The following is a 19,729-nucleotide window of genomic DNA, read 5'->3' as shown; positions in this document are numbered from 1 at the left end:
TTGTTCATCACAGTTCACACACGGCACTACTCCCTTAAGGAAACCCTCATGGCAAGAATCTACGAAAACATCACCGACCTGATCGGCAACACCCCGCTCGTTAAGATCAACGCGCTCGCCGACGGCGTCGACGCGACGATCCTGGGCAAGCTCGAGTTCTACAACCCCGCCAACTCTGTGAAGGACCGCCTGGGTGTCGCGATTGTCGATGCTGCCGAGGCATCGGGCGAGCTCAAGGCCGGCGGCACCATCGTCGAGGCAACCTCGGGCAACACCGGTATCGCGCTCGCCATGGTCGGCGCGGCCCGCGGCTACAACGTGGTCCTCGCGATGCCAGAGACGATGTCGCGCGAGCGTCGCGGCCTGCTCCGCGCCTTTGGCGCCGAGTTGGTGCTGACCCCCGGCCCCGAGGGCATGTCCGGCGCTGTCGCCGCTGCCGAGAAGATCGCCGCGGAGCGCCCCGGCTCGATCCTCGCCAAGCAGTTCGCAAACGCCGCCAACCCCGAGATCCACCGCAAGACCACCGCTGAGGAGATCTGGGCCGACACCGACGGCAAGGTCGACATCTTCGTTGCCGGCATCGGCACCGGCGGAACCATCACCGGCGTAGGCGAGGTACTCAAGGCCAAGAACCCGGAGATCCAGGTCATCGCCGTGGAGCCCAAGGAGTCCGCCATCCTCAACGGTGGCGAGGCCGGCCCGCACAAGATTCAGGGCCTTGGCGCGAACTTCATCCCCGAGATCCTCAACCAGGAGATCTACGACGAGGTGTTCGACGTCGACTCTGAGACCGCCATCGCCACCGCACGCGCTGCGGCTCGCAAGGAGGGACTCCTGGTGGGCATCTCCTCCGGCGCGGCCATCCACGCTGCCATCGAAATCGCCAAGCGTCCCGAGAACAAGGGCAAGACCATCGTCACGGTGATCCCGTCGTTCGGTGAGCGCTACCTCAGCTCGGTGCTCTACGCCGACCTGATGGACTAATTCACTACCCAAAGGACACCCCAGGTCTCACTTCATGAGTACACGCATCGGCTTCCTGAAGCTCGCCGTCGAAGACATTCGCACGGTGCACGACCGCGACCCCGCGGCCCGCTCCACGCTAGTCATTGTCGCGTCTTACCAGGGCCTTCACGCCATCTGGCACCATCGTGCTGCGCACTGGCTGTGGAACCACGGAATGAAGACCTATGGGCGTTTGTGGTCGCAGGCCGCCCGCCGTCGCACCGGAATCGAGATTCACCCCGGTGCGACGCTGGGCCGTCGCGTCTTCATCGACCACGGTATGGGCGTCGTCATCGGCGAGACCGCCGTGGTCGGCAACGACGTCTTGCTGTTCCACGGCGTCACGCTTGGCGGGACCACCATGAGTCCCGGCAAGCGCCACCCCACTGTGGGTGACCGCGTGGTCATCGGCGCAGGAGCGAAAGTACTTGGAGCCGTGCACGTGGGCTGCGACGCCCGCATCGGCTCCAACGCCGTGGTGGTCAAGGACGTGCCGGATGGCGCGACCGCGGTGGGAATTCCCGCCAAGATCCGCAACCACCCCGCCGAGAAGGAGGCGTCCACCGCAGCCTCCGCGGTTGACTCCGGGGACTCGCACAAGCACCCGGACCTCGACGAGCCGCCCGAGGTGCGCGAACCTGCGATGTACTACATCTAATCGGGTTTTTGAGGCAGCGGTTTTTGGTGGGTTTCACGAAATTGCTGAATCAGGTCACGCTGAGGGGCGCTAGCGCCTAGTCTGAACCCGAACCACTGCCCCCCATTTGGGGGGCATGGCTCCCCAAACTCGGGTGTGATCCCTCAGCCACACCCGACAATGCAAGCCCTCGGCCACGCGGCCGGGGGCTTTCATTGCTTCACGGCCGCTTCTTGCGGGAATGACCTACGCCGTCGCGTGGTTTGATTCGGTATGAGCGAAACCACGATTCCTGGCGCCGGCATCACGGTCCCGTCCGATGCCCCCGCCGAGTCCTGCCCGATGCCCACCTCGGCTCAGGCCCCCGGCGACGAGTTGCTCGTTGAGGCGCTCGCCGCTGCCAAGACCATCGCAGTTGTGGGTGCCTCTCCCCACGAGGAGCGCACGAGCCACCAGATCGCAGTCTGGCTCATCGAGAACACTCCCCTTGAGGTCTTCCTGGTCAACCCTGCGGGCGGCGAGGCCGAGATCCTCGGGCACGCCTTCTACGACTCCATCGCCGACCTCCCCACGCCCCCGGACATCGTCGACGTGTTCCGCCGCGCCGAATACGTCGATCCCATTGCGGACGATGCCGTGGCGGCCGACGCTCACATGCTGTGGCTTCAGTTGGGGGTCGTCAACGACGCGGCGATCGAGCGCGCACGCGAGGCTGGCCTGGTAGGTGTGCAAAATCGCTGCATCAAGATCGAGTGGGCTCGACTGGCGGCGCAGATTGATACGGTCCGCACCGAGCGCGAGGACTAGGGTCGGTGCCAGAATTGGCTCATGGCCTCTACAGACGGCTACGAGCCGCTTGACCTGACCCCGGACCGTTGGGACGACATCGTCGACCTCGACGAGTGGGCGTTCCTCAACCCGTGGCTACCCGAGGAGCGCAGGGCGTTCAAGAGCGCCTTTCCGTGGGACCGGGGCCGCGGCATGGCGATCGCCGACCCGACTCTCGGCGAGCCGGGAACCCTGGTGGCGATTCGCGCGAGCTTTCCACTTGAGATGGTGGTTCCCGGTGGTGAGCGGGTGCCCACCTCCGCACTGAGTTGGGTGGGAGTGCACCCCGGCCATCGCCGGCGCGGACTCCTCACGTCGATGATGCGCGACCACTTTGAGCGTTCGCTCGCTCGCGGCGAGTACATCAGCGCATTGGGCGCTGCCGAGCCGCAGATCTACCAGCGCTTTGGCTATGGGGTGGCCGCGTGGCATGCGCGAGCCAAGTTCAGTCGCGGTGCGGAACTGCGCGACGTTCCCGGCACCGCGGAGCTCAACGTGCGCCTCGAGAAGCTCACCGCTGATGACCACTCAGACCTGATGGCTGACCTGCAACGCCGCGTGACCAGACCTGGGGCGATGGTCCGCGACAGCGTGCATTTGGCCCGCGAGGTCTTCGCGTCGGACGTGAATGAGCGTCGCGAGGAGGAGGGTTTGCGAATAGCGGTCGTGAGCGACGCCAGCAACGAGGCACTCGCGTACGCCATCTTCAAGCGCAAGGCGAAGTGGGTCGGCAACGTGTCGAATGGTTCGGTCACAGTGAACGAGTTCGTCACGACGACGGGTGCCGCCTCGAGACGGCTGTGGGGTGTGCTGTTCGACCTCGATCTGACCGACGACATTCACGTCGAGTCGTTGCCGCTGGATGATCGACTGATGTGGCTCGCCATGGATCAGCGCGCTCCCAAGGCTGTCATCGAGGACGATCTATGGGTGCGAATCCTTGATGTGCCGCGAGCGCTCGAGGCGCGCACCTACGAGTCTCCCGTAGACATGGTCATTGAGGTGACTGACTACCATGTGCCCGCCAATGCCGGACGATGGCGGATCACCACCGAGCCGATGTTTACCTCTGACTTTGACGACGGTACAGACGATGCCGTGGCGGGGTCTCCCGACGCCGACGGCGGTATACAACTGGCGCACGTCGCCAAGGTCGGCGAGAGCGACAACGACGCCGCACACCTGCCAGACCTCAGCATCGGCATCCAGGAACTCAGCGCGGCCTACCTCGGCGGCGTGACGGTTCAGACTCTGACGGAGGCTGGGCTAGTTCTCGAGCACACCCCGGGCGCATCACGCCTGCTATCAGTGGCCATGCAATCACCGCAGGCGCCGATGTCCTCGTTCCAGTTCTGACGACTTTCGTCGCCGGTTTCCCAAAGGCAGGTAAACCTGAAACGATTGGCAGGTGAAGAAATCAGAGGGTTATCAGTCAGTCAGCATCGATGAATCGCGTATCGACGAGCTGTTCCAGGTGGTCCAGTGGGCCTTCGTGGGCGAATGGCTCAAGGAGGATCGTCAGGACTACATCGACGCCATTCCCGTCGAGCGGTCGCGCGCGGTCGAAGTCACGGACGAGCGTCGCGGCACGGTAGGCGAACTCGCCGGCGTCCACGCCAGCTTTGGTACGGACATGATCACGCCGGGCGGCCGCCGGGTCTCCACCGCGGGCCTGTCCTGGCTGGGAGTCCACCCGGCCCACCGCCGCCGCGGGCTCATGACCACCATGATCCACGACCACTTCGCGCGCAGCATTGCACGAGGCGAGCACGTCAGCGTGCTGTACGCCATGGAGTCCGAGATCTACTCACGATTCGGCTACGGCATGGGCGCCCAGACCGTCAAGGCCTCGATCCCCCGCGGTCCCCGGATGTGGCATGTCGACGGCACCGAGGAGCTCACCGTCCGCCTCGAACGCGCGGACTTTGACCAGCACGATCAATTGGTCGCAGACCTGCAGGCCAAGCTCGAGCGCCCCGGCACCATCCTGAACCCGGTGGGCTCCGGCCGCAACGCACGCTTTACCGACCCGGTAGGCAACCGCCACGGCATGGAGAAGTGGCGAATCTGCATCATTGAGGACGCCGGCGAGCCCGTGGCGTACGCGTTCTTCCGCCGCAAGCCCGACTCCTCGCTGGGAATCCACGACGGCGTGGCCCAGGTGCGCGAGCATGGCTCGCTCACTCCGGCGGCTTCCCAGAAGCTCTGGCAGGTCCTCACGGACTTCGACCTCGTGGGCACCACGAACACCGAGAACCTCGCGACCGACGACCCGCTCCTGTTCCAGCTCAAGGACGCGCGCGGCGCACGTACCAAGGTCATCGACAACATCTGGGTGCGCCTGCTGAATGTGCCCGAGGCGCTGATGTCACGCGAGTACTTCCACGACTGCGATGTCACGTTCCACCTCAGCGACAAGCACGTGGCGGAGAACGCCGGCTCGTGGCGCATCGTCGTCAAGGACGGGGACGCCACGGTCACTCGCGTCGACGGTACCCCCGCCGATGCTGACCTCCAGATGGATATCCGTCACCTGGGCACGGTTTACTTGGGCGGCACCTCACTCGAGGCTCTCAGCGCGGCTGGCCTCGTCAAGGAGAACACCCCCGGACAGGCACGTGAACTCGCAATCGCGATGCTCTCGCCGGTCGCACCACTGACCAACTGGGACTTCTAGACCCGCGAAACGCGAGAAAGCCCCTGTCGGGCCTGGAGTCATCCGGGCGTCCGGCGGGGGCTTTCTCGCGTCGCGCGCTAGCGCTACGAAAATCTACGTGGAGGGCGTGTACGCCATCATCTCGTCGATGCGACGCTGGTGGCGCTCATCCTCACTAAACGGCGTGGCGATGAAGGCCTCCACGATCGCGGTTGCCTCCTCCTGCGTGTGAAAGCGTCCGCCCACGCTCACCACATTGGCGTCGTTGTGCTGACGCGCGAGCTGCGCGATCTCAACGCTCCAGGCAAGTGCGGCGCGAATACCCTTGACCCTGTTGGCGGCCAGTTGCTCGCCGTTTCCGGAGCCGCCGATCACGATGCCGAGTGTGCCGGGCTCTGCCATCACTGCCTCGGCAGCAGAAATGCAGAACGAGGGGTAGTCATCGAGCGCGTCGTACTCAAACGCGCCGTGATCCACGACGTCATGCCCCTCGGTGGTGAGGTGAGCAATCAAGTGCTGCTTGAGTTCAAACCCAGCGTGATCTGATCCAATGTGTAGGCGCATACGAACATTGTGCCAGGCTCCTCCTCTCCTCGCGGCGCTTAGCCGGGGGCGAAACTTGGGCCCCAGCATCGGCCGCTCGCCCTAAGGTAAAGGCATGGCACTGAACTCAGGCATCGACGCGTCCACCTTCTCCCCCACCGTGCGCCCCGGCGACGACTTCTTCCGTCACGTGACGGGCCCGTGGGAGGAGTCCCACGAGATTCCCTCGGACCGCAGTGCCGATGGCTCGTTCTACAAGCTTCGGGACGAGGCGGAGGCTCACGTGCGCGCACTGGTCGACGTGGCGCCCACGGGCAGCCGCATCGGCGCGCTGTACGCGTCGTTCATGGACGAGCACCGCATCAACGAGATGGGTGTCGAGCCGCTCGGTCCGGATCTCGAACTCATCGATGGGGCGACCACCCACGCGGAACTCGCAAGCGCGATGGGCCAGTTGCAGCGCACCGGCGTGGGCGGGGCGGTGGGCTACTACGTTCACGCAGACGCGAACTCGCCCGACGAGAACGTGGTCTACATCATGCAGGGCGGCATTGGACTGCCCGACGAGGCCTACTACCGCGAGGACGCTCACGCGGACATTCGCGACAAGTACATCGCGCACATCGACCGCATGGCGGGGCTGACTGGCCTGGACTTCACCGGTGCCCAGGTCTTCGCACTCGAGAAGCGGATCGCAAGCTTCCACTGGGACAACGTCAAGACGCGCGAGGCCGACCTCACGCACAACCCCACGACCCTGGTGGCGCTCATCGAAACCGCGGGCGGATTCCCGTGGCGCGAGTGGGCGGACGCCATCCGCATGCCGCACGCGGCCGAGGACCTGCTCATCGCCTCGGAGCCCAGCTACCTTGACGCCCTAGGCGAGCTGTGGCCCGCTGAGTCGGTCGAAGAGTGGAAGGCGTGGTTGCGCTGGCGCGTCGTGCTCGGTCGCGCCGCGTACCTGACTGACGAGATCACCAAGGCCAACTTCGAGTTCTACGGCACCGTGCTGTCCGGCGCACCCGAGCAGCGCGAACGGTGGAAGCGCGGCATCAGCCTGGTCGAGGGCCTCGTGGGCGAGGAGGTCGGCCAGCTCTACGTCGAGAAGCACTTCCCGCCGTCCCACAAGGAGCGCATGGACACCCTGGTGGAGAACCTGGTGGCCGCCTACCGCACGTCCATCGACGGACTCGAGTGGATGACCGACGCGACCAAGGCCAAGGCCCTCATCAAGATCGGTCAGTTCACCCCCAAGATCGGCTACCCCGAGAAGTGGCGTGATTACTCAGCTCTCACGCTGAGCGCGACGGATCTGCTGGGCAACATTCGCGCCGGCGCTGCGTTCGACGAGGATTGGGACTGGTCCAAGATCGGCAAGCCCGTCGACCGCACCGAGTGGTTGATGACCCCACAAACGGTGAACGCGTACTACCTACCCACGGCCAACGAGATCGTGTTCCCAGCGGCCATCCTGCAGCCCCCATTCTTCGATGCCGATGCTGACGACGCCGTGAACTACGGCGCCATTGGCTCCGTCATCGGTCACGAGATTGGTCACGGCTTCGATGACCAGGGCAGCAAATTCGACGGCACCGGCAAACTCACCGACTGGTGGACCGAGGAAGATCGCGACGCGTTCATGCAGCGCGCCCGTGTGCTGATTGAGCAGTTCGACGGCTATACGCCCAAGCAGCTCGAGGGCGAAGACGGCGACCACAGCGTCAACGGCGCGCTGACCATCGGGGAGAACATCGGCGACCTCGCCGGGGTCATGATCGCGCTACGTGCCTACGAGATCGCCTGCGGCGGTGACATCACCAACGCCCCCGTCATCGACGGCTACACCGGACTGCAGCGCTACTTCCTCGGCTACGCACTGTGCGAGCAGATCAAGGTTCGCGACGAGGCGCTCAAGACCCGCCTCGCCACGGACCCACACTCCCCCAGCGAGTTCCGCGTCAACGGCATCGTCCGCAACATGGACGCCTGGTACGAGGCCTTCGAGGTGGGAGCGGACGACGCTCTCTACCTCGCCCCCGAACAGCGCGTGACGATCTGGTAGCGCCATGACCGAGACCCCGGACCTCAACGATGGGCGCACCATGCGCGAGCGCATGGAGGCGGGCGACCTGTACCGCGGTGTTGACGACGATATGGCTGCTGCGATGCGGGGCGCTCGTGCACGTGCCTCGCGATACGGGGAGCTCTACGACAGGGACCGCCATGAGGCGACCGTGCTGCTGCACGAGCTGCTCGGCCACGTCGGAGACGACGTTGACATCCGGCCGCCGCTGCACGTGGACTACGGAAGCAACATCAGCATCGGCTCGGGGACGTTCGCGAACTTCGGGCTGATGGCCCTCGACGTGGCCGCCATCACCATTGGCCAGGACGTGCAAATGGGGCCGAACGTGCAGTTGCTGACGCCCACCCATCCCGTCGAGGCCGACCTGCGGCGCGACAAGTGGGAGGCCGCAGAGCCCATCGTGATTGGCGACAACGTATGGCTGGGCGGCGGCGTGATCGTGTGTCCAGGCGTGACGATTGGTGAGAACACCGTGGTTGGCGCCGGGTCGGTGGTGGTGAAGGACCTGCCCGCGAACGTCGTCGCGGTGGGTAGCCCCGCCCGCGTGGTAAGGAATTTGTAGCCAGCGGGGTTACAGTGTGAACAGGTCCATATTCGGGGCCTGACCTCGAGCGAAGGAGACGCATATGGCTGACATCAAGAACATCGACCTGATCGACATCAAGGCAGAGAAGCCTGCCGCCGAGGACAACACCGGCGGATGCTGCGGCGGTTCATGCGGCTGCAGCTAGTCGACACGCACTTCTAGAAGAGCGGCGGGACGGGGCGAAAGCCCAGTCCCGCCGTTTTTTTATGCCCCGACATGGGCCAGAATCCTGTCTAGTCGCGCTGCTGCTCCGCCAAGCGCGCATAGAGCCCACCCAACGCAATGAGTTCGGCGTGAGTGCCGGTCTCCACGATCCGCCCCGCGTCCACCACGTGAATCACGTCGGCGTCCGCCACGGTGGACAGCCGGTGCGCAACGGTGAGTGTGGTGCGCCCCTCGGCAGCCCGGTCAAGGGCGGCCTGCACCACTCGCTCGGACACGGTGTCGAGCGCGGAGGTCGCCTCGTCAAGCAATAGCACCGGCGGATCCTTAAGCAGCACGCGAGCGATCGCGATGCGCTGCTTCTCTCCACCGGAGAGGCGATAGCCGCGCTCCCCCACCAGCGTGTCGTATCCATGCTCAAAACTCGAGATGGCGTCGTGAATGTTCGCCTTGCGGCACGCGTCCTCGAGTTCCTCCTGGGTGGCGTCCGGCTTGGCGTAGCGCAGGTTCTCCGCAATGGTCGCGTGGAACAGGTACGTCTCCTGGCTCACCACGCCCACACGCTCCACCACGGATTCGTGGGTCAGTTCGCGCACGTCTTGCCCGGCAAAGATCACGCCTCCGCCCGATGCCTCGTGGAGACGGGCGGCCAGGTACACGATGGTGGTCTTGCCGGCTCCACTGGGGCCGACGAACGCGTGCGTGCTGCCGGGCTCAACAGTGAACGACACCCCGTCTAGCGTGGCGCGCGAGTCCGCCGGAGCATCCGGGTAGCGGAAGGTGACGTTGCGAAATTCGACACGCCCCTCCGGTCCGGGAGCCTCAGACACATCGCGGGCGTCCGGAGCGTCTTCGATGGCCGGGACCAGGTCCAGATATTCGAAGATGCGCGCAAAGAGCGCCTTGGAGGTCTGCACCTCGAGGGCAACGCGCATGAGCGCCATCAGGGGAAAGAGCAGCCGAGACTGGATGGCAGTGAAGGCGACCACCGTTCCGGCGGTGATGGCCGGCGCGGTGCCGGAGTCAGTCGACCTGGCGATCAGGATCCCAGCAAAGAGGTAGATCACCGCGGGCACCGAGGACATGATGACGGTAACCAGCCCGAAGAACCACTGGCCACTCATGGCCTGGCGCACCTGTAGCCGAATCTGGTTGCGGTTCTCCGCCGAGTAGCGCTCGGTCTCGGCGCGCTGGCGGTTGTAGACCTTGCTCAGCAGGATGCCCGAGACACTGAGCGTCTCCTGCGTGATGGCCGTCATCTCGGACAGCGACTCCTGCGTCTGTGCGGCGATGCGCGCGCGGATCTGGCCCACGCGACGCTGCACCACCACGAGAGCCGGCATCAGGACCACGGCAATCAACGTGAGGCGCCAATCCAGCAAGATCATGGCGATCAACGACGCGATCACCGTGACCACGTTGCCGACGATGGAGCTGACAAATGTCGTGAGCACCCCTGCCACGCCGCCCACATCGTTCTGCAGGCGAGACTGAATGACGCCGGTCTTGGTGCGAGTGAAGAACGCGAGATCCATGGACTGCAGGCGAGTGAAGAGCTGCACCCGTAGGTCCCCGGTGACGCGGTTTCCCACCGTCGAAGTCAGCAGCGTCTGCCAGACGCTCAGCCCCGCGACGGCAATATAGATCAGCACCATCACCAGCACGAGTTCGCCCAGCAGCGGCAGGTTGACCCCCGAGCCGTCCGTGGGGAACAGCGCGTTGTCGAAGATGCGCTCCACGATCAGCGGCGGGATCACTGCGGCGCCAGCCGTGAACATGACGAGCACGGCCGTCATTGCCAGCGAACGCTTGTACGGCGCGAAGAGTTTGCCCACGCGGCTCCACAGGTGCGGGATGACGGGGGCCTCGGCGTTCAGGCGTCGCTGGGTCTCCTCATCCATGCGTCGCCCGCCGTGGCCACCGCCGGGCGGCGTCCCGATTGCCGCGCGGCGCGAACCCGGGGGTGCCGGCGTACTCATTCGGACTCCTCACTGAGGTGACGGTTGAGGCCAGGGCCCCCGCGTTCCTCTGGGCCGCCGGGTTCACGTCGACGCCCTCTGGACCCGCCGCGCCCGCCACGACGGCCGGGACCACCGTGACCCTCCGCTTCGGGATGAAGCTCACGGAGATTGGCGCGCACTACATCAAGAACGCGCCATACGGCATCGAGGTCCGCGGGCGCGGCGCCTGCGGTGAGGCGGTCGATCTCAGCGCGGTTGCGCTCTCGTTGTTCGGCGAGCAGCGTCGAGCCCGCTACGCTCAGCGCGACGATGATACGCCGACCGTCGTCGGGGTCGTCGGTGCGTCCGATCAGTCCGTCGTCCTCCATCTGCTCGAGGCGGCGAGTCAACGTCGATCCGGCAACTCCCACCGCACGAGCGAGATCCGCCTGCGTGGTGGGACCGTGGTGGGAGAGGTGTCGCATCACGGCCCAGGCACTGGTGCGCCCGGGAACCTCGTGCATCGAGTGGTCGAGGTGGCGGCGCATCGCGTGCGCCGTGCCGCCCATAGCGCGGACGATGTTGTCGCGCCCCCTGGCCTGTGGCTCAAGGCCCTTGTGGTGGTGTTCGTTCATGATGTTCCTCCTTGGCTTCCATCAGCCGGCCACCGGACGCGGCACCATCGGGCGCGGTTTTTTAATTCGTTAGCCAACTAACATGTTTACATCGATGGCGCGCCGTGTCAACGCCAGGACCGGGAGGCCCTAGAGCCCCAACGTGAGCATGTCTGGAGCGGACGGCTCCCCCGCCGCCTCAGCGAACAGCGTCATGCCAATACGCACCGCCTCGCGGTCCGCGGGATCGAGGTCGCGCAACACGGAAGCGATCGCACGACGGCGCGTGCGCGTCACCTCCGCAACCATGCCGTGCCCCTTGTCAGACACCGCCACGATGACCTCCCGACGACTCTCCGCACTCACCTCGCGCGAGATCCAACCGCCGGCCTCTAGCCGGTCCACCGTGCGGCTCAGCGTCGACGGATGCACGCCCAGCGATACCGCGAGGTCGCCCATGCGCTGGGGCCCGGCACTGTCCAGCACCACCAGCAAACGGAACTGCACCAGCGACAGCTCCTCGAGAGCGCCAGACATCGACCTGGCGACGATGCCGAGCAGTGCCCGTGAGGACGTCACCGTGGCCGTGATGGCGGCCGATGCCGCGTCTCGCGAAGAAGTCATGCGGACATCCTACGGGTCATCGCCTGCTAACATACAAAAGTTGCATAAGTACAAATGTCTGGAGATTGAGTGTTCGCCTCCATCGGAAAAAACCTTCGTGACGCGCTCGCGTGGCGCCCCACCCCGAACGCGCAGCGCTCCGAGTACGCGACCATCATCGGCTTGTCCCTCGTGGTCGGCGTCGGTGCCGGATTTGGAGCCATTGCGTTCCGCTGGCTGATCGAGAAGGCCACCCTCATCTTCACCGGCACGGAGGACTACTCGGCTACCACCGGCCACCCGCCCAACCACTGGGTTCCCTGGCTGGGCGCGTTCTTCGTCGTCCTCGCCCCCGCCGTCGGTGGCCTGATCTACGGCCCGCTGGTCCACAAGTTCGCTCGCGAGGCCCGCGGCCACGGCGTCCCCGAGGTCATGTACGCGATCCACAAGCGCGGCGGACGCATCCCCGCCAAGGTTGCGGTCGTCAAGGGACTGGCTTCCGCCATCACCATCGGATCCGGTGGCTCCGTGGGACGCGAGGGCCCTATCGTTCAGATCGGCTCGGCGATGGGCTCATCGCTCGCCCACCTGGCCCGGCTGCCCGAGTCGCGCGTGCGCATGCTGGTGGCCTGCGGCGCCGCCGGCGGTATCGCGGCCACGTTCAACGCCCCCATCGCGGGCGTCTTCTTCGCGCTCGAGCTGTTGCTCGGGTCGTTCGCGGTGAGCTCGTTTGGCGCCGTGGTGCTGTCCTCCGTGGTTGCCTCGGTCATCGGGCGCGCCTTCCTGGGCGACGACCCGTTCCTGGTGCTGCCGGAATTCTCGGTCAACAGCCACGCCGAATACCTGCTGTACATCGTCCTTGGCCTGCTCGCGGCCGGGGTGGCCCTGCTGTTCGTCAAGGTGCTGTACGGCATCGAGGACCTGTCCGACAAGATCTGGAAGGGTCCCGAGTGGCTGCGGCCCGGCGTCGGCGGCCTGCTGCTCGGCCTCGTCCTGCTGGTCCTGCCCCAGATGTACGGAGTTGGCTACCCCGTGCTGGAGAACGCCGTAGACGGCAAGTACGTCATCGGCTTCCTGCTCATCCTGCTGGTAGCCAAGATCTTCGCCACCTCCCTGACCATCGGCATCGGCGGCTCGGGTGGCGTCTTTGCGCCATCCCTGTTCCTCGGCGCCATGCTGGGCGCAGCGTTTGGCCAGACGATGAACTATGTGTTCCCGAGCCTCAATATCAACCCTGGCGCCTACGCGCTCGTCGCGATGGCGGCGGTCTTCTCCGGCGCAGCCCGCGCGCCCATCACGGCGGTCATCATCCTTTTCGAGCTCACGGGCGAGTACTCAATCATCCTGCCGCTGATGCTCGCCGTGGTGGTCGCCACCGGCGCCTCGGCCGCCCTCAGCAAGGACACGATCTACACCAAGAAATTGCTGCGCCGCGGCATCGACATCAACGCCCGCAAGCAGACCTCCGCACTAGCCACCACCACCGTGCGCACCGCGATGGATCCTCCCCCACGCTCGCTCAACACCGAGATGAGCCTGAACGAGGCGTCCAAGGTGCTACTGAGTACCCGCCGCCGATGCTTGCCCGTCGTCAGCGCCGAAGGCGAGTTTGTGGGGGTCGTCCGGGCAGGCGCGGCCGTCTCGGCGCTCGCCGAGGACGATGACGCCCCAGCAGTCACCGTGGCCCAATTGATCGAGTGGCGCAACTACCTGTCGCCAGACGCCACACTGGACGTGTGCCTCGACGCCATGCTCGAGGAAGATGCTGATGATGGCCTGCCGGTGCTCGACGGCGACGGCGACCTGGTGGGCTGGTTGCAGCAAGATGCGGTGCTGCGCGCAGTGACGGCTCCGTCGCGCTAGATCACCACCCAGCCGCAAGCGCCAGGTATTTGCCGCATCGGCCGCCGTAGAATTACGCTCGACAGTAGATCCCCAGGGCGAAAGGCGACTCATGAGCGATTTTGAAGTGACCAACATCGGCGCGCTGCACGAGTGGCGCTCGCACTTTGGCGGTTTTACGGATCAGACCCAGCGCGAGGGCCGGCGCGTCGTCGACCACGCGCTCGACATGCAGTACATCGGCCTCACCGCGAACGCGCTTACTCCTGGCGAGCAGGCAGGCTATTGGCATGCGCACTCGGAGCTCGAGGAGCTCTACGTCTTCCTCGACGGCGAGGGCGAGATGGCGCTCGACGAGCAGATCATTCCGGTCGCGGCGGGCAGCGCGGTCCGGGTGGGCCAGGGCGTGCGCCGCACGTGGCGCTGCACTCCCGAGAGCCCCACTACCCTCAAGTGGATGTGCATCCGTGCTGGCGGCGGCGAACTCGACAAGATCCCCACAGACGCCAAGCGCGACACCGAGTCGCCGATGCCTTGGTAGCTCGCGCAACCGCCTCCCACGGCCCTCAGGGACCCAAGCTCCGGGAAGTCGAACTCGGCCACCTCACCGAAGCTGACGCATACGACATCGACGAGGACACCACCCTCGAGGGGCTCCGCTGGGCTGATGCGTCGTTCGGCGACCGGGCATTGCGTGGCGTCGCGTTCGTGGGTTGCGAGTTTGTCAACGTCGCTCTGGGTGACGCTGACCTGACCGCGGCACGCTTTGGCGAGTCACGCCTGACCCGTCTCAATGTCCCCGTTCTCCAGACGCCCGATGCCTCCTGGGTTGGCGCTGAGATCACCGCCTCGCGCATCGGCGCCTGGGAGGCGTACGGCGCGAACCTGCGGGCGACGCGCCTGACCGAGTGCAAGGTCACCTATGCGAATCTACGCGGCGCAACGCTGACCGACGTGCTGTTGACGGGCTGCACGTTCGACGAGCTTGACCTGATGGACGTCAAGGGCGCGCGGGTCTCGTTCGTCGACTGCACCATTGGCGTGCTGACCGCGCACCGCACGCAGATCTCCGACCTGGACCTGCGCGGCGCGAGCATCGGCGCGGTGTCCGGCATGGACGGGCTCAAGGGCGCGACGATGAGCGACACTCAGGTGGCGTTGCTGGCGCCGCAATTCGCGGATCACCTGGGGATTGTCGTCCAGTAGCGCCGATCAATCTTCACGCGACTTCTTGCCCCGCGTGCGTGAAGCCGTCACACTAGTCCTACCGTTCTCACCACTTCACGCGAGGAACAACCCATGCAAACGTTCGTCATCATCGTCCTCGTACTCGCGGGCCTGCTCTGCATCACGGCGCAGATCGCCATCACGTATCTGAACTCGCGCCCCACGCCGGCAGCGCCGGAGCCCCCCATAGCCCCCGCCGCCACTCGCGCGAAGCCGGCCCGAGCATCGGCCGCGAAGACCGCTGGCGCCAAGACCTCCGCGGCGAAGGCGGCAGCAGCAAAGGCGGAGGCGGAAGCCGCCGAGGCAGCGCAGGCGGAGGCCGACGCGGAAGCCGCGGCAAAGGCCGCAGCAGAGGAGTCCACTAAGGACCGTCTGCTTCGTCACGCGACCATCGCGCTCGGCTCCAAGCAGGCCTCCGATGCCAAGCTCGGAATGCTCGGCCTGGGCCTCATGCTGATCGCCGTGGCGCTGGTGGTCAACATCTCGATCTCGTTCACGATCGCGACCTAGGGCAGGCATGGCTGCTGCCGCCGACACGGGTGCTCAATCGCTGAGCGCCGCACCGTCGCTCGCCTACTATGAACCGCGCATCCCTGAGAACACGGGTGCCGCCATTCGCCTCTCCGCGGTCACCGGGGCGCACCTGCACCTGATCGAGCCGCTGGGATTCGACCTTTCAGAGCCCAAACTCAAGCGCGCGGGGTTGGACTATCACGACCTCGCGACCGTGACGGTGCACGCCTCATTCGAGGCCTTTCTGGCGGCCGTGCCCCACGCTCGCGTCTTCGCGTACACGGCCAAGGCCGACACCGTGTACTCGGACATCGAGTACCGCCCGGACGACATTCTGCTGTTCGGTCCCGAGCCCACCGGCTTGCCCGAGGAGGCGATGGCCCACCCGCGCATCACGGATCGCGTCCGCATCCCGATGCTGCCCGGACGCCGCTCGCTCAACCTCACCAACGCCGCATCCCTGGTGGTCTACGAGGCTTGGCGGCAGTCGAGTTTCGCCGCCACATTGGACACCCCGTGAGCGCACGCCTGGAGGAGCTCGGCTACGCGGATACACCCATCGGCGAGGTGACCCTGCGCCGGCGCTACGACCTCGTCACCCAGCAGGACGTCTTTGAGGTCAAGCTGAATGACGAATGGCTCATGTCCAGCCAGTTCACCGCCGCCGAGATCGCGCTGTCCCACCTCGGTCTCGCCAGGCTTGCGGCAAATGCCTCCCAAGCGGACGATGCTGCGGCCGGGCGCCGCTTCGACGTCGCCGTGGGCGGCCTGGGGCTTGGCTATACGGCCGTCGCCGCACTGGAGCACCCGGAGGTCGGCAGCCTGGTCGTCGTCGAGCTCGTTCAGCCGTTGATCGACTGGCACAACGACAACTTGGTGCCTGCTAGCCCGGCGCTGACCGGCGACGACCGGTGCAACTTCCAGCAAGGCGACTTCTTCGCAATGTCCTACGGCGAGGGCTACGACGCCTCCGAACCCGGGCGTTTGTTCGACGCGGTGCTGCTCGACATCGACCACTCCCCCACGCACCTGCTGGCGGACGGCAGCGAGGGTTTCTACGGGCTCAACGGGATGACCGCTGTAGAACGACAGTTGCGACCGGGGGGCGTGTACGCGATGTGGTCCAACGACCCACCCGAGGACGAATACCTGTCCATACTCGAGGCGGTCTTCACGAATGTCGCCACTGAGGTCATCACGTTCCCCAATCCGTTGCAGGGCAGGGACGCGACGGCGACCATCTACATCGCAAGCAAACGGGACTAGCGCGTGTGCGGAAATGCACAAACATGGACGCTCTTGACCTGTTAGATTCAGCCCATGGACCAGCCGTTACCTAGCGATCCGATGTGGGCGACGTTCCGGCGTGACCACCCTGACGTCACATTGGTACTACTCCCGCAAGATGCCTCCCACGCGCCCGACGAGAGCGAGCCAGCCTCAGCACCGGCGACCACAACAGTCGACGACGCTCAACGTGCGTTCGACACCCTTCAGCGACGCATCGCGCTGATCGCCGAGATGTTGCACCTGAATGAGACGCCGCGCGGCACTTGGCGCGGGATCGGTGACGACGCCGTCGAACCGCAGTCGTCAGTGCGCGCACCCGCCTCCGGCGACACCCCCACGGACCGCGAGATGCTTTCCTTCCGCCTTCAGCAACTGGGGTGGAAGCCCGAGGCGCGCAATGAATCCGAGGTCGTGTGGGTGGACGCGACAGCTGAACGGATGTTCGTGCGTGTCACGATCTTCGACGGCATGGTCTCGATTCGCGCTACCGGTGAGGAGATGCGTGTGGGAGCCGAATCCGCCTCCGCGCTGACGGGACGCGACGATGCCTGAACAGTTCGTCGATATCCCCGTCATCTCCAACGCGGCCCTTCTGTGGCTCGACCAGTCACAGGCGGTGACATCCGCGTCCAGTGCCGTCGCCAACGCAGACTCGTCAGGATTCGACCCCGCCGTTGGCGCGGCCGTGACGGCATTCCTTTCCACGTGGTCCGAGGCGACCCAGGGGATCGCGGAGCGCGCGGAGGACACCTCGGATGCCCTCAACGCCGCGTGGACGGCGTACATCGACAACGACTACGCGGGTCAGGAAGAGTTCAACCGGCTGTTCGGCTACATGTCATGACCCACGTCTCGGTCCCTGAACTCGTCGACTCGGTGCCTCCACTCCACGGCAACTCGGCTGCAGTCAACGAGTGCGCTTCCGAACTCCTGCGAGCATCGTCGGCACTGGACGACCTCGATACCGCGTGCGCGGCCAATAACATTCTTGATGGCTGGGTGGGCGCAGGTGCGACGGCCTACGGCGACAGAGTAAAGGCAAGCGCCAAGGACGCCGATGCCGCCTCGCTCGCGATCCGCCGCGCGGCCAAGGCGATGTGGGACTACGGCGACACGATGGAACGCCTCGAATCCACGCGCGAGACCCTGGTGGACTGGCACACTTCGCTCAACTCAAGCATTCGGTCGCTGGCGGCAGAGGTAAGGATTGCCACCGACGACGACTCTTCTGCCCTACAGGGTTGGGCGCAGGATCTTCGCCTGTCACGGCGCAACTACGTCTCCTCTGTCAATGAGTTTGAAGCCTCGATCGACGCGAATAACTCGACACTTCGCGCGGCGCTGGCAGCAGTCGACACAGTTTCTGAGGCGCGCAAGATAGCGGCCAAGGGCGACGGTGCAGATGCCGCGATGAAGCTCCCCGGCGCGCCAGGTGGGGGCTCAAGCCCGCAGGAGGTCAACGACTGGTGGGACTCGCTCACTGAGGACCAACAATTCGCCGTGATTGCCGCGTACCCGGAGGTGATAGGCGCTGCGGATGGTCTTAGCGCGGAGGTTCGCGATCAGGCCAACAGGCTCCTGCTCGAGAACGACGTCGCGCAGCTCGACCTGGCCGAAAGCCGCGGGGAACTTACCTCAGAGCAGAGGGTTCATGGGGACAACATTCGCGCGGCACAACGGGCGTTGGACGAGTCAGAGGGCCGCAGTGGCGACGACGCCACCACCATTGATCCCATCACGGGTGAACCCATTCCCGTCTCCCTGATGCTCTATCAGCCAGCGGCCTTTGGAAACGATGGTGCCGTCGCTATCGCGGTCGGCGACCCGGATACGGCAGACAACGTTTCCGTGAGCGTTCCGGGAATCATGACAGACGGCTCGAGCATTCCTGACTACGCGGCGGATGCGCGAAACCTGTACGAGTCCGCACGACTTTCCGACCCGTATAGCACCAGCGCCACCATCGCCTGGATTGGCTACAACAACCCGAGTGACTTTGATCTGGGCCACACGGTGACGGAGTCGGCCGCCATCGACGGCGGCGAGCGGCTGTCGAAGTACGTGAGTGGGATCCAGTCGGTTCGCAGTTCACATCCGCCCCTGATGACCGTGATCGGGCACTCATATGGGTCGACGACTTCAGCTCACGCCGCATCCGACGCGGGCCTCGACGTCGACAACCTGGTGCTCATTGGCAGCCCCGGCGCCGGAGGGAGTGTTGACCAGGCGTCCGACCTCCACGTGCCGCGGGTGTGGACCGGCAATTCCAGCCGCGACGTCGTGGCTGCCCTTGCCGACAACGGCTGGGTGGGAGGTCACACCTTGGGAGGCGCGGGCCTCGGCAACGATGTTGCTGAGGACGACTTTGGCGCAACGCGTTTTCAGGCCGAAGACGAATCCAGGGCATCCTGGCATCGAAATATAGATGACCACGTCAAATACTACGACCGCGGCACCGAAGCCATTTTTAACATGGGGCAGATCATGGTGGGCGACTACGACGAGGTGAACCAGGCGGAGTATGTGCATGATCCTTGGTGGGGCCCGCCGCAGGACCCCGAAGCATCCCGCACGCCCACCCCCACTTTGTCAACAGACGATGAGATTCGGATACGACGCGAATGACACGAGCAACCACAAACTGGCTGGCGACCGGCGCCGCATGTATCGCGTTGTTGTCGGCATGCACGGCCGGGGCCACCGGAGACGCGGCCGACGTCGACGCGGCGACCGCTTCGCTTCTAGACGCGGCGGAGTTGGCTCTGCCCCAGATTACCGATGACCTCGACGCGACGATTGTGCAAGCAGACCGAGGAATCGAACAGCGGGGCGGAATGGAAGGCACCAACGTCACCGTCACGGCGAAGGTGGGCGCGAGGTTGATGGGCCCGCCGCCAACGCAAGAAGACATGGAGGCGGCCTTCGTCGACGCCGGGTACGAGGAGGTCACCTCCTCGACATCCGACGGAACTGGAGCCACGGTAGCGAATATCACCGTGAACGGCGTCAGCGCGGACGGGAGCGCGGAAGCCAGTTTGCAGTTCATCGACGATGAACAGATGAAGTACGACTACTTTTTCACGCTCACCAGCACCGAGGAGTTCGTCCTCACTCCCGGCGACTTTGACACCTATCAGACCTCCGAGCACCGACAGTTTGACCAAGCACTTGTCACGCCACTCGACGAGTAATGGAAG

Annotated in this window: 21 protein-coding genes; 17 read left to right on the top strand and 4 right to left on the bottom strand. The window is 65.3% G+C overall.

Going from position 1 to position 19,729, the window contains the following annotated elements; all coding sequences use genetic code 11:
• Positions 1-48: 48 nt before the first annotated feature.
• The 5 genes from cysK (at position 49) to AOP73_RS06930 (ending at position 5,147) form a co-directional block, all read left to right on the top strand.
• Positions 49-984: a cysteine synthase A gene (gene cysK / locus AOP73_RS06950; protein WP_061964158.1), complete on the top strand. Its 936-nt coding sequence runs from the start codon at positions 49-51 to the stop codon at positions 982-984.
• A 34-nt stretch (positions 985-1,018) separates the two neighbouring features.
• Positions 1,019-1,663: a serine O-acetyltransferase gene (gene cysE / locus AOP73_RS06945; RefSeq protein ID WP_084626620.1), complete on the top strand. Its 645-nt coding sequence runs from the start codon at positions 1,019-1,021 to the stop codon at positions 1,661-1,663.
• 252 nt (positions 1,664-1,915) lie between these two features.
• Positions 1,916-2,449 (top strand): CoA-binding protein, encoded by a 534-nt coding sequence (locus AOP73_RS06940; protein ID WP_084626619.1) that lies wholly within the window; start codon positions 1,916-1,918, stop codon positions 2,447-2,449.
• Positions 2,450-2,470: 21 nt separating this feature from the next.
• A complete protein-coding gene (locus AOP73_RS06935) occupies positions 2,471-3,826 on the top strand; it encodes a GNAT family N-acetyltransferase (RefSeq protein WP_061964156.1) in 1,356 nt (451 codons plus the stop codon).
• A 52-nt stretch (positions 3,827-3,878) separates the two neighbouring features.
• Positions 3,879-5,147, top strand: coding sequence for a GNAT family N-acetyltransferase (locus AOP73_RS06930; RefSeq protein WP_061964155.1), 1,269 nt, complete (start codon positions 3,879-3,881; stop codon positions 5,145-5,147).
• A 93-nt stretch (positions 5,148-5,240) separates the two neighbouring features.
• On the opposite strand, the gene AOP73_RS06925 is transcribed toward AOP73_RS06930, so the two are convergent.
• Positions 5,241-5,690 carry a ribose-5-phosphate isomerase gene (locus AOP73_RS06925; RefSeq protein WP_061964153.1) on the bottom strand — a complete coding sequence of 150 codons (450 nt, stop codon included), beginning with the start codon at positions 5,688-5,690 and terminating at the stop codon, positions 5,241-5,243.
• A 94-nt stretch (positions 5,691-5,784) separates the two neighbouring features.
• Between AOP73_RS06925 and AOP73_RS06920 the strand changes: the two genes are divergently transcribed.
• Together AOP73_RS06920 and AOP73_RS06915 are read left to right on the top strand one after the other, a co-directional pair.
• A complete protein-coding gene (locus AOP73_RS06920; RefSeq protein WP_061964151.1) occupies positions 5,785-7,731 on the top strand; it encodes a M13 family metallopeptidase in 1,947 nt (648 codons plus the stop codon).
• A 4-nt stretch (positions 7,732-7,735) separates the two neighbouring features.
• Positions 7,736-8,317 (top strand): sugar O-acetyltransferase, encoded by a 582-nt coding sequence (locus tag AOP73_RS06915; protein ID WP_061964149.1) that lies wholly within the window; start codon positions 7,736-7,738, stop codon positions 8,315-8,317.
• A 257-nt stretch (positions 8,318-8,574) separates the two neighbouring features.
• On the opposite strand, the gene AOP73_RS06910 is transcribed toward AOP73_RS06915, so the two are convergent.
• The 3 genes from AOP73_RS06910 to AOP73_RS06900 all read right to left on the bottom strand — a co-directional run bounded on the left by AOP73_RS06910 (position 8,575) and on the right by AOP73_RS06900 (position 11,681).
• Positions 8,575-10,482: an ABC transporter ATP-binding protein gene (locus tag AOP73_RS06910; RefSeq protein ID WP_174435866.1), complete on the bottom strand. Its 1,908-nt coding sequence runs from the start codon at positions 10,480-10,482 to the stop codon at positions 8,575-8,577.
• On the bottom strand, positions 10,479-11,078 hold the full coding sequence (locus tag AOP73_RS06905; RefSeq protein ID WP_061964147.1) for a MarR family winged helix-turn-helix transcriptional regulator: 600 nt from the start codon (positions 11,076-11,078) through the stop codon (positions 10,479-10,481). The genes AOP73_RS06910 and AOP73_RS06905 overlap by 4 nt, the downstream gene beginning before the upstream one ends.
• A 129-nt stretch (positions 11,079-11,207) precedes the next feature.
• Complete coding sequence (locus tag AOP73_RS06900; RefSeq protein WP_061964145.1) at positions 11,208-11,681, bottom strand: MarR family winged helix-turn-helix transcriptional regulator; 474 nt, start codon at positions 11,679-11,681, stop codon at positions 11,208-11,210.
• Positions 11,682-11,750: 69 nt separating this feature from the next.
• Between AOP73_RS06900 and AOP73_RS06895 the strand changes: the two genes are divergently transcribed.
• The 10 genes from AOP73_RS06895 to AOP73_RS06850 all read left to right on the top strand — a co-directional run bounded on the left by AOP73_RS06895 (position 11,751) and on the right by AOP73_RS06850 (position 19,723).
• Complete coding sequence (locus tag AOP73_RS06895) at positions 11,751-13,523, top strand: chloride channel protein (RefSeq protein ID WP_201774496.1); 1,773 nt, start codon at positions 11,751-11,753, stop codon at positions 13,521-13,523.
• Positions 13,524-13,614: 91 nt separating this feature from the next.
• A complete protein-coding gene (locus AOP73_RS06890) occupies positions 13,615-14,043 on the top strand; it encodes a cupin domain-containing protein (RefSeq protein ID WP_061964143.1) in 429 nt (142 codons plus the stop codon).
• Positions 14,037-14,708 carry a pentapeptide repeat-containing protein gene (locus tag AOP73_RS06885; RefSeq protein ID WP_061964141.1) on the top strand — a complete coding sequence of 224 codons (672 nt, stop codon included), beginning with the start codon at positions 14,037-14,039 and terminating at the stop codon, positions 14,706-14,708. The genes AOP73_RS06890 and AOP73_RS06885 overlap by 7 nt, the downstream gene beginning before the upstream one ends.
• 93 nt (positions 14,709-14,801) lie before the next feature.
• Entirely contained in the window at positions 14,802-15,239 is a 438-nt protein-coding gene (locus AOP73_RS06880; protein WP_061964139.1) for a hypothetical protein, read from the top strand.
• Between the two features lie 7 nt (positions 15,240-15,246).
• The gene (locus tag AOP73_RS06875; protein WP_061964137.1) at positions 15,247-15,762 is read left to right on the top strand and encodes a tRNA (cytidine(34)-2'-O)-methyltransferase; all 516 of its coding nucleotides are present in this window, start codon (positions 15,247-15,249) and stop codon (positions 15,760-15,762) included.
• On the top strand, positions 15,759-16,508 hold the full coding sequence (locus tag AOP73_RS06870; RefSeq protein ID WP_061964134.1) for a polyamine aminopropyltransferase: 750 nt from the start codon (positions 15,759-15,761) through the stop codon (positions 16,506-16,508). The genes AOP73_RS06875 and AOP73_RS06870 overlap by 4 nt, the downstream gene beginning before the upstream one ends.
• A 54-nt stretch (positions 16,509-16,562) precedes the next feature.
• Positions 16,563-17,084, top strand: a complete 522-nt coding sequence (locus AOP73_RS06865) for a hypothetical protein (RefSeq protein WP_152650562.1) — start codon at positions 16,563-16,565, stop codon at positions 17,082-17,084.
• A complete protein-coding gene (locus AOP73_RS06860; RefSeq protein ID WP_061964131.1) occupies positions 17,077-17,376 on the top strand; it encodes a hypothetical protein in 300 nt (99 codons plus the stop codon). The genes AOP73_RS06865 and AOP73_RS06860 overlap by 8 nt, the downstream gene beginning before the upstream one ends.
• Positions 17,373-19,157, top strand: coding sequence for an alpha/beta hydrolase (locus AOP73_RS06855; RefSeq protein WP_061964129.1), 1,785 nt, complete (start codon positions 17,373-17,375; stop codon positions 19,155-19,157). Before AOP73_RS06860 ends, AOP73_RS06855 begins: the two co-directional genes overlap by 4 nt.
• A complete protein-coding gene (locus AOP73_RS06850; RefSeq protein ID WP_061964127.1) occupies positions 19,154-19,723 on the top strand; it encodes a hypothetical protein in 570 nt (189 codons plus the stop codon). The genes AOP73_RS06855 and AOP73_RS06850 overlap by 4 nt, the downstream gene beginning before the upstream one ends.
• The last annotated feature ends 6 nt before the right edge of the window (positions 19,724-19,729 follow it).

It is taken from the genome of Demequina aurantiaca, assembly GCF_000975135.1.
Classification (GTDB): Bacteria; Actinomycetota; Actinomycetes; order Actinomycetales; family Demequinaceae; genus Demequina; species Demequina aurantiaca.
Note: the sequence above shows the minus strand (reverse complement) of the source record. Positions and strands in the feature narration are given on the sequence as shown.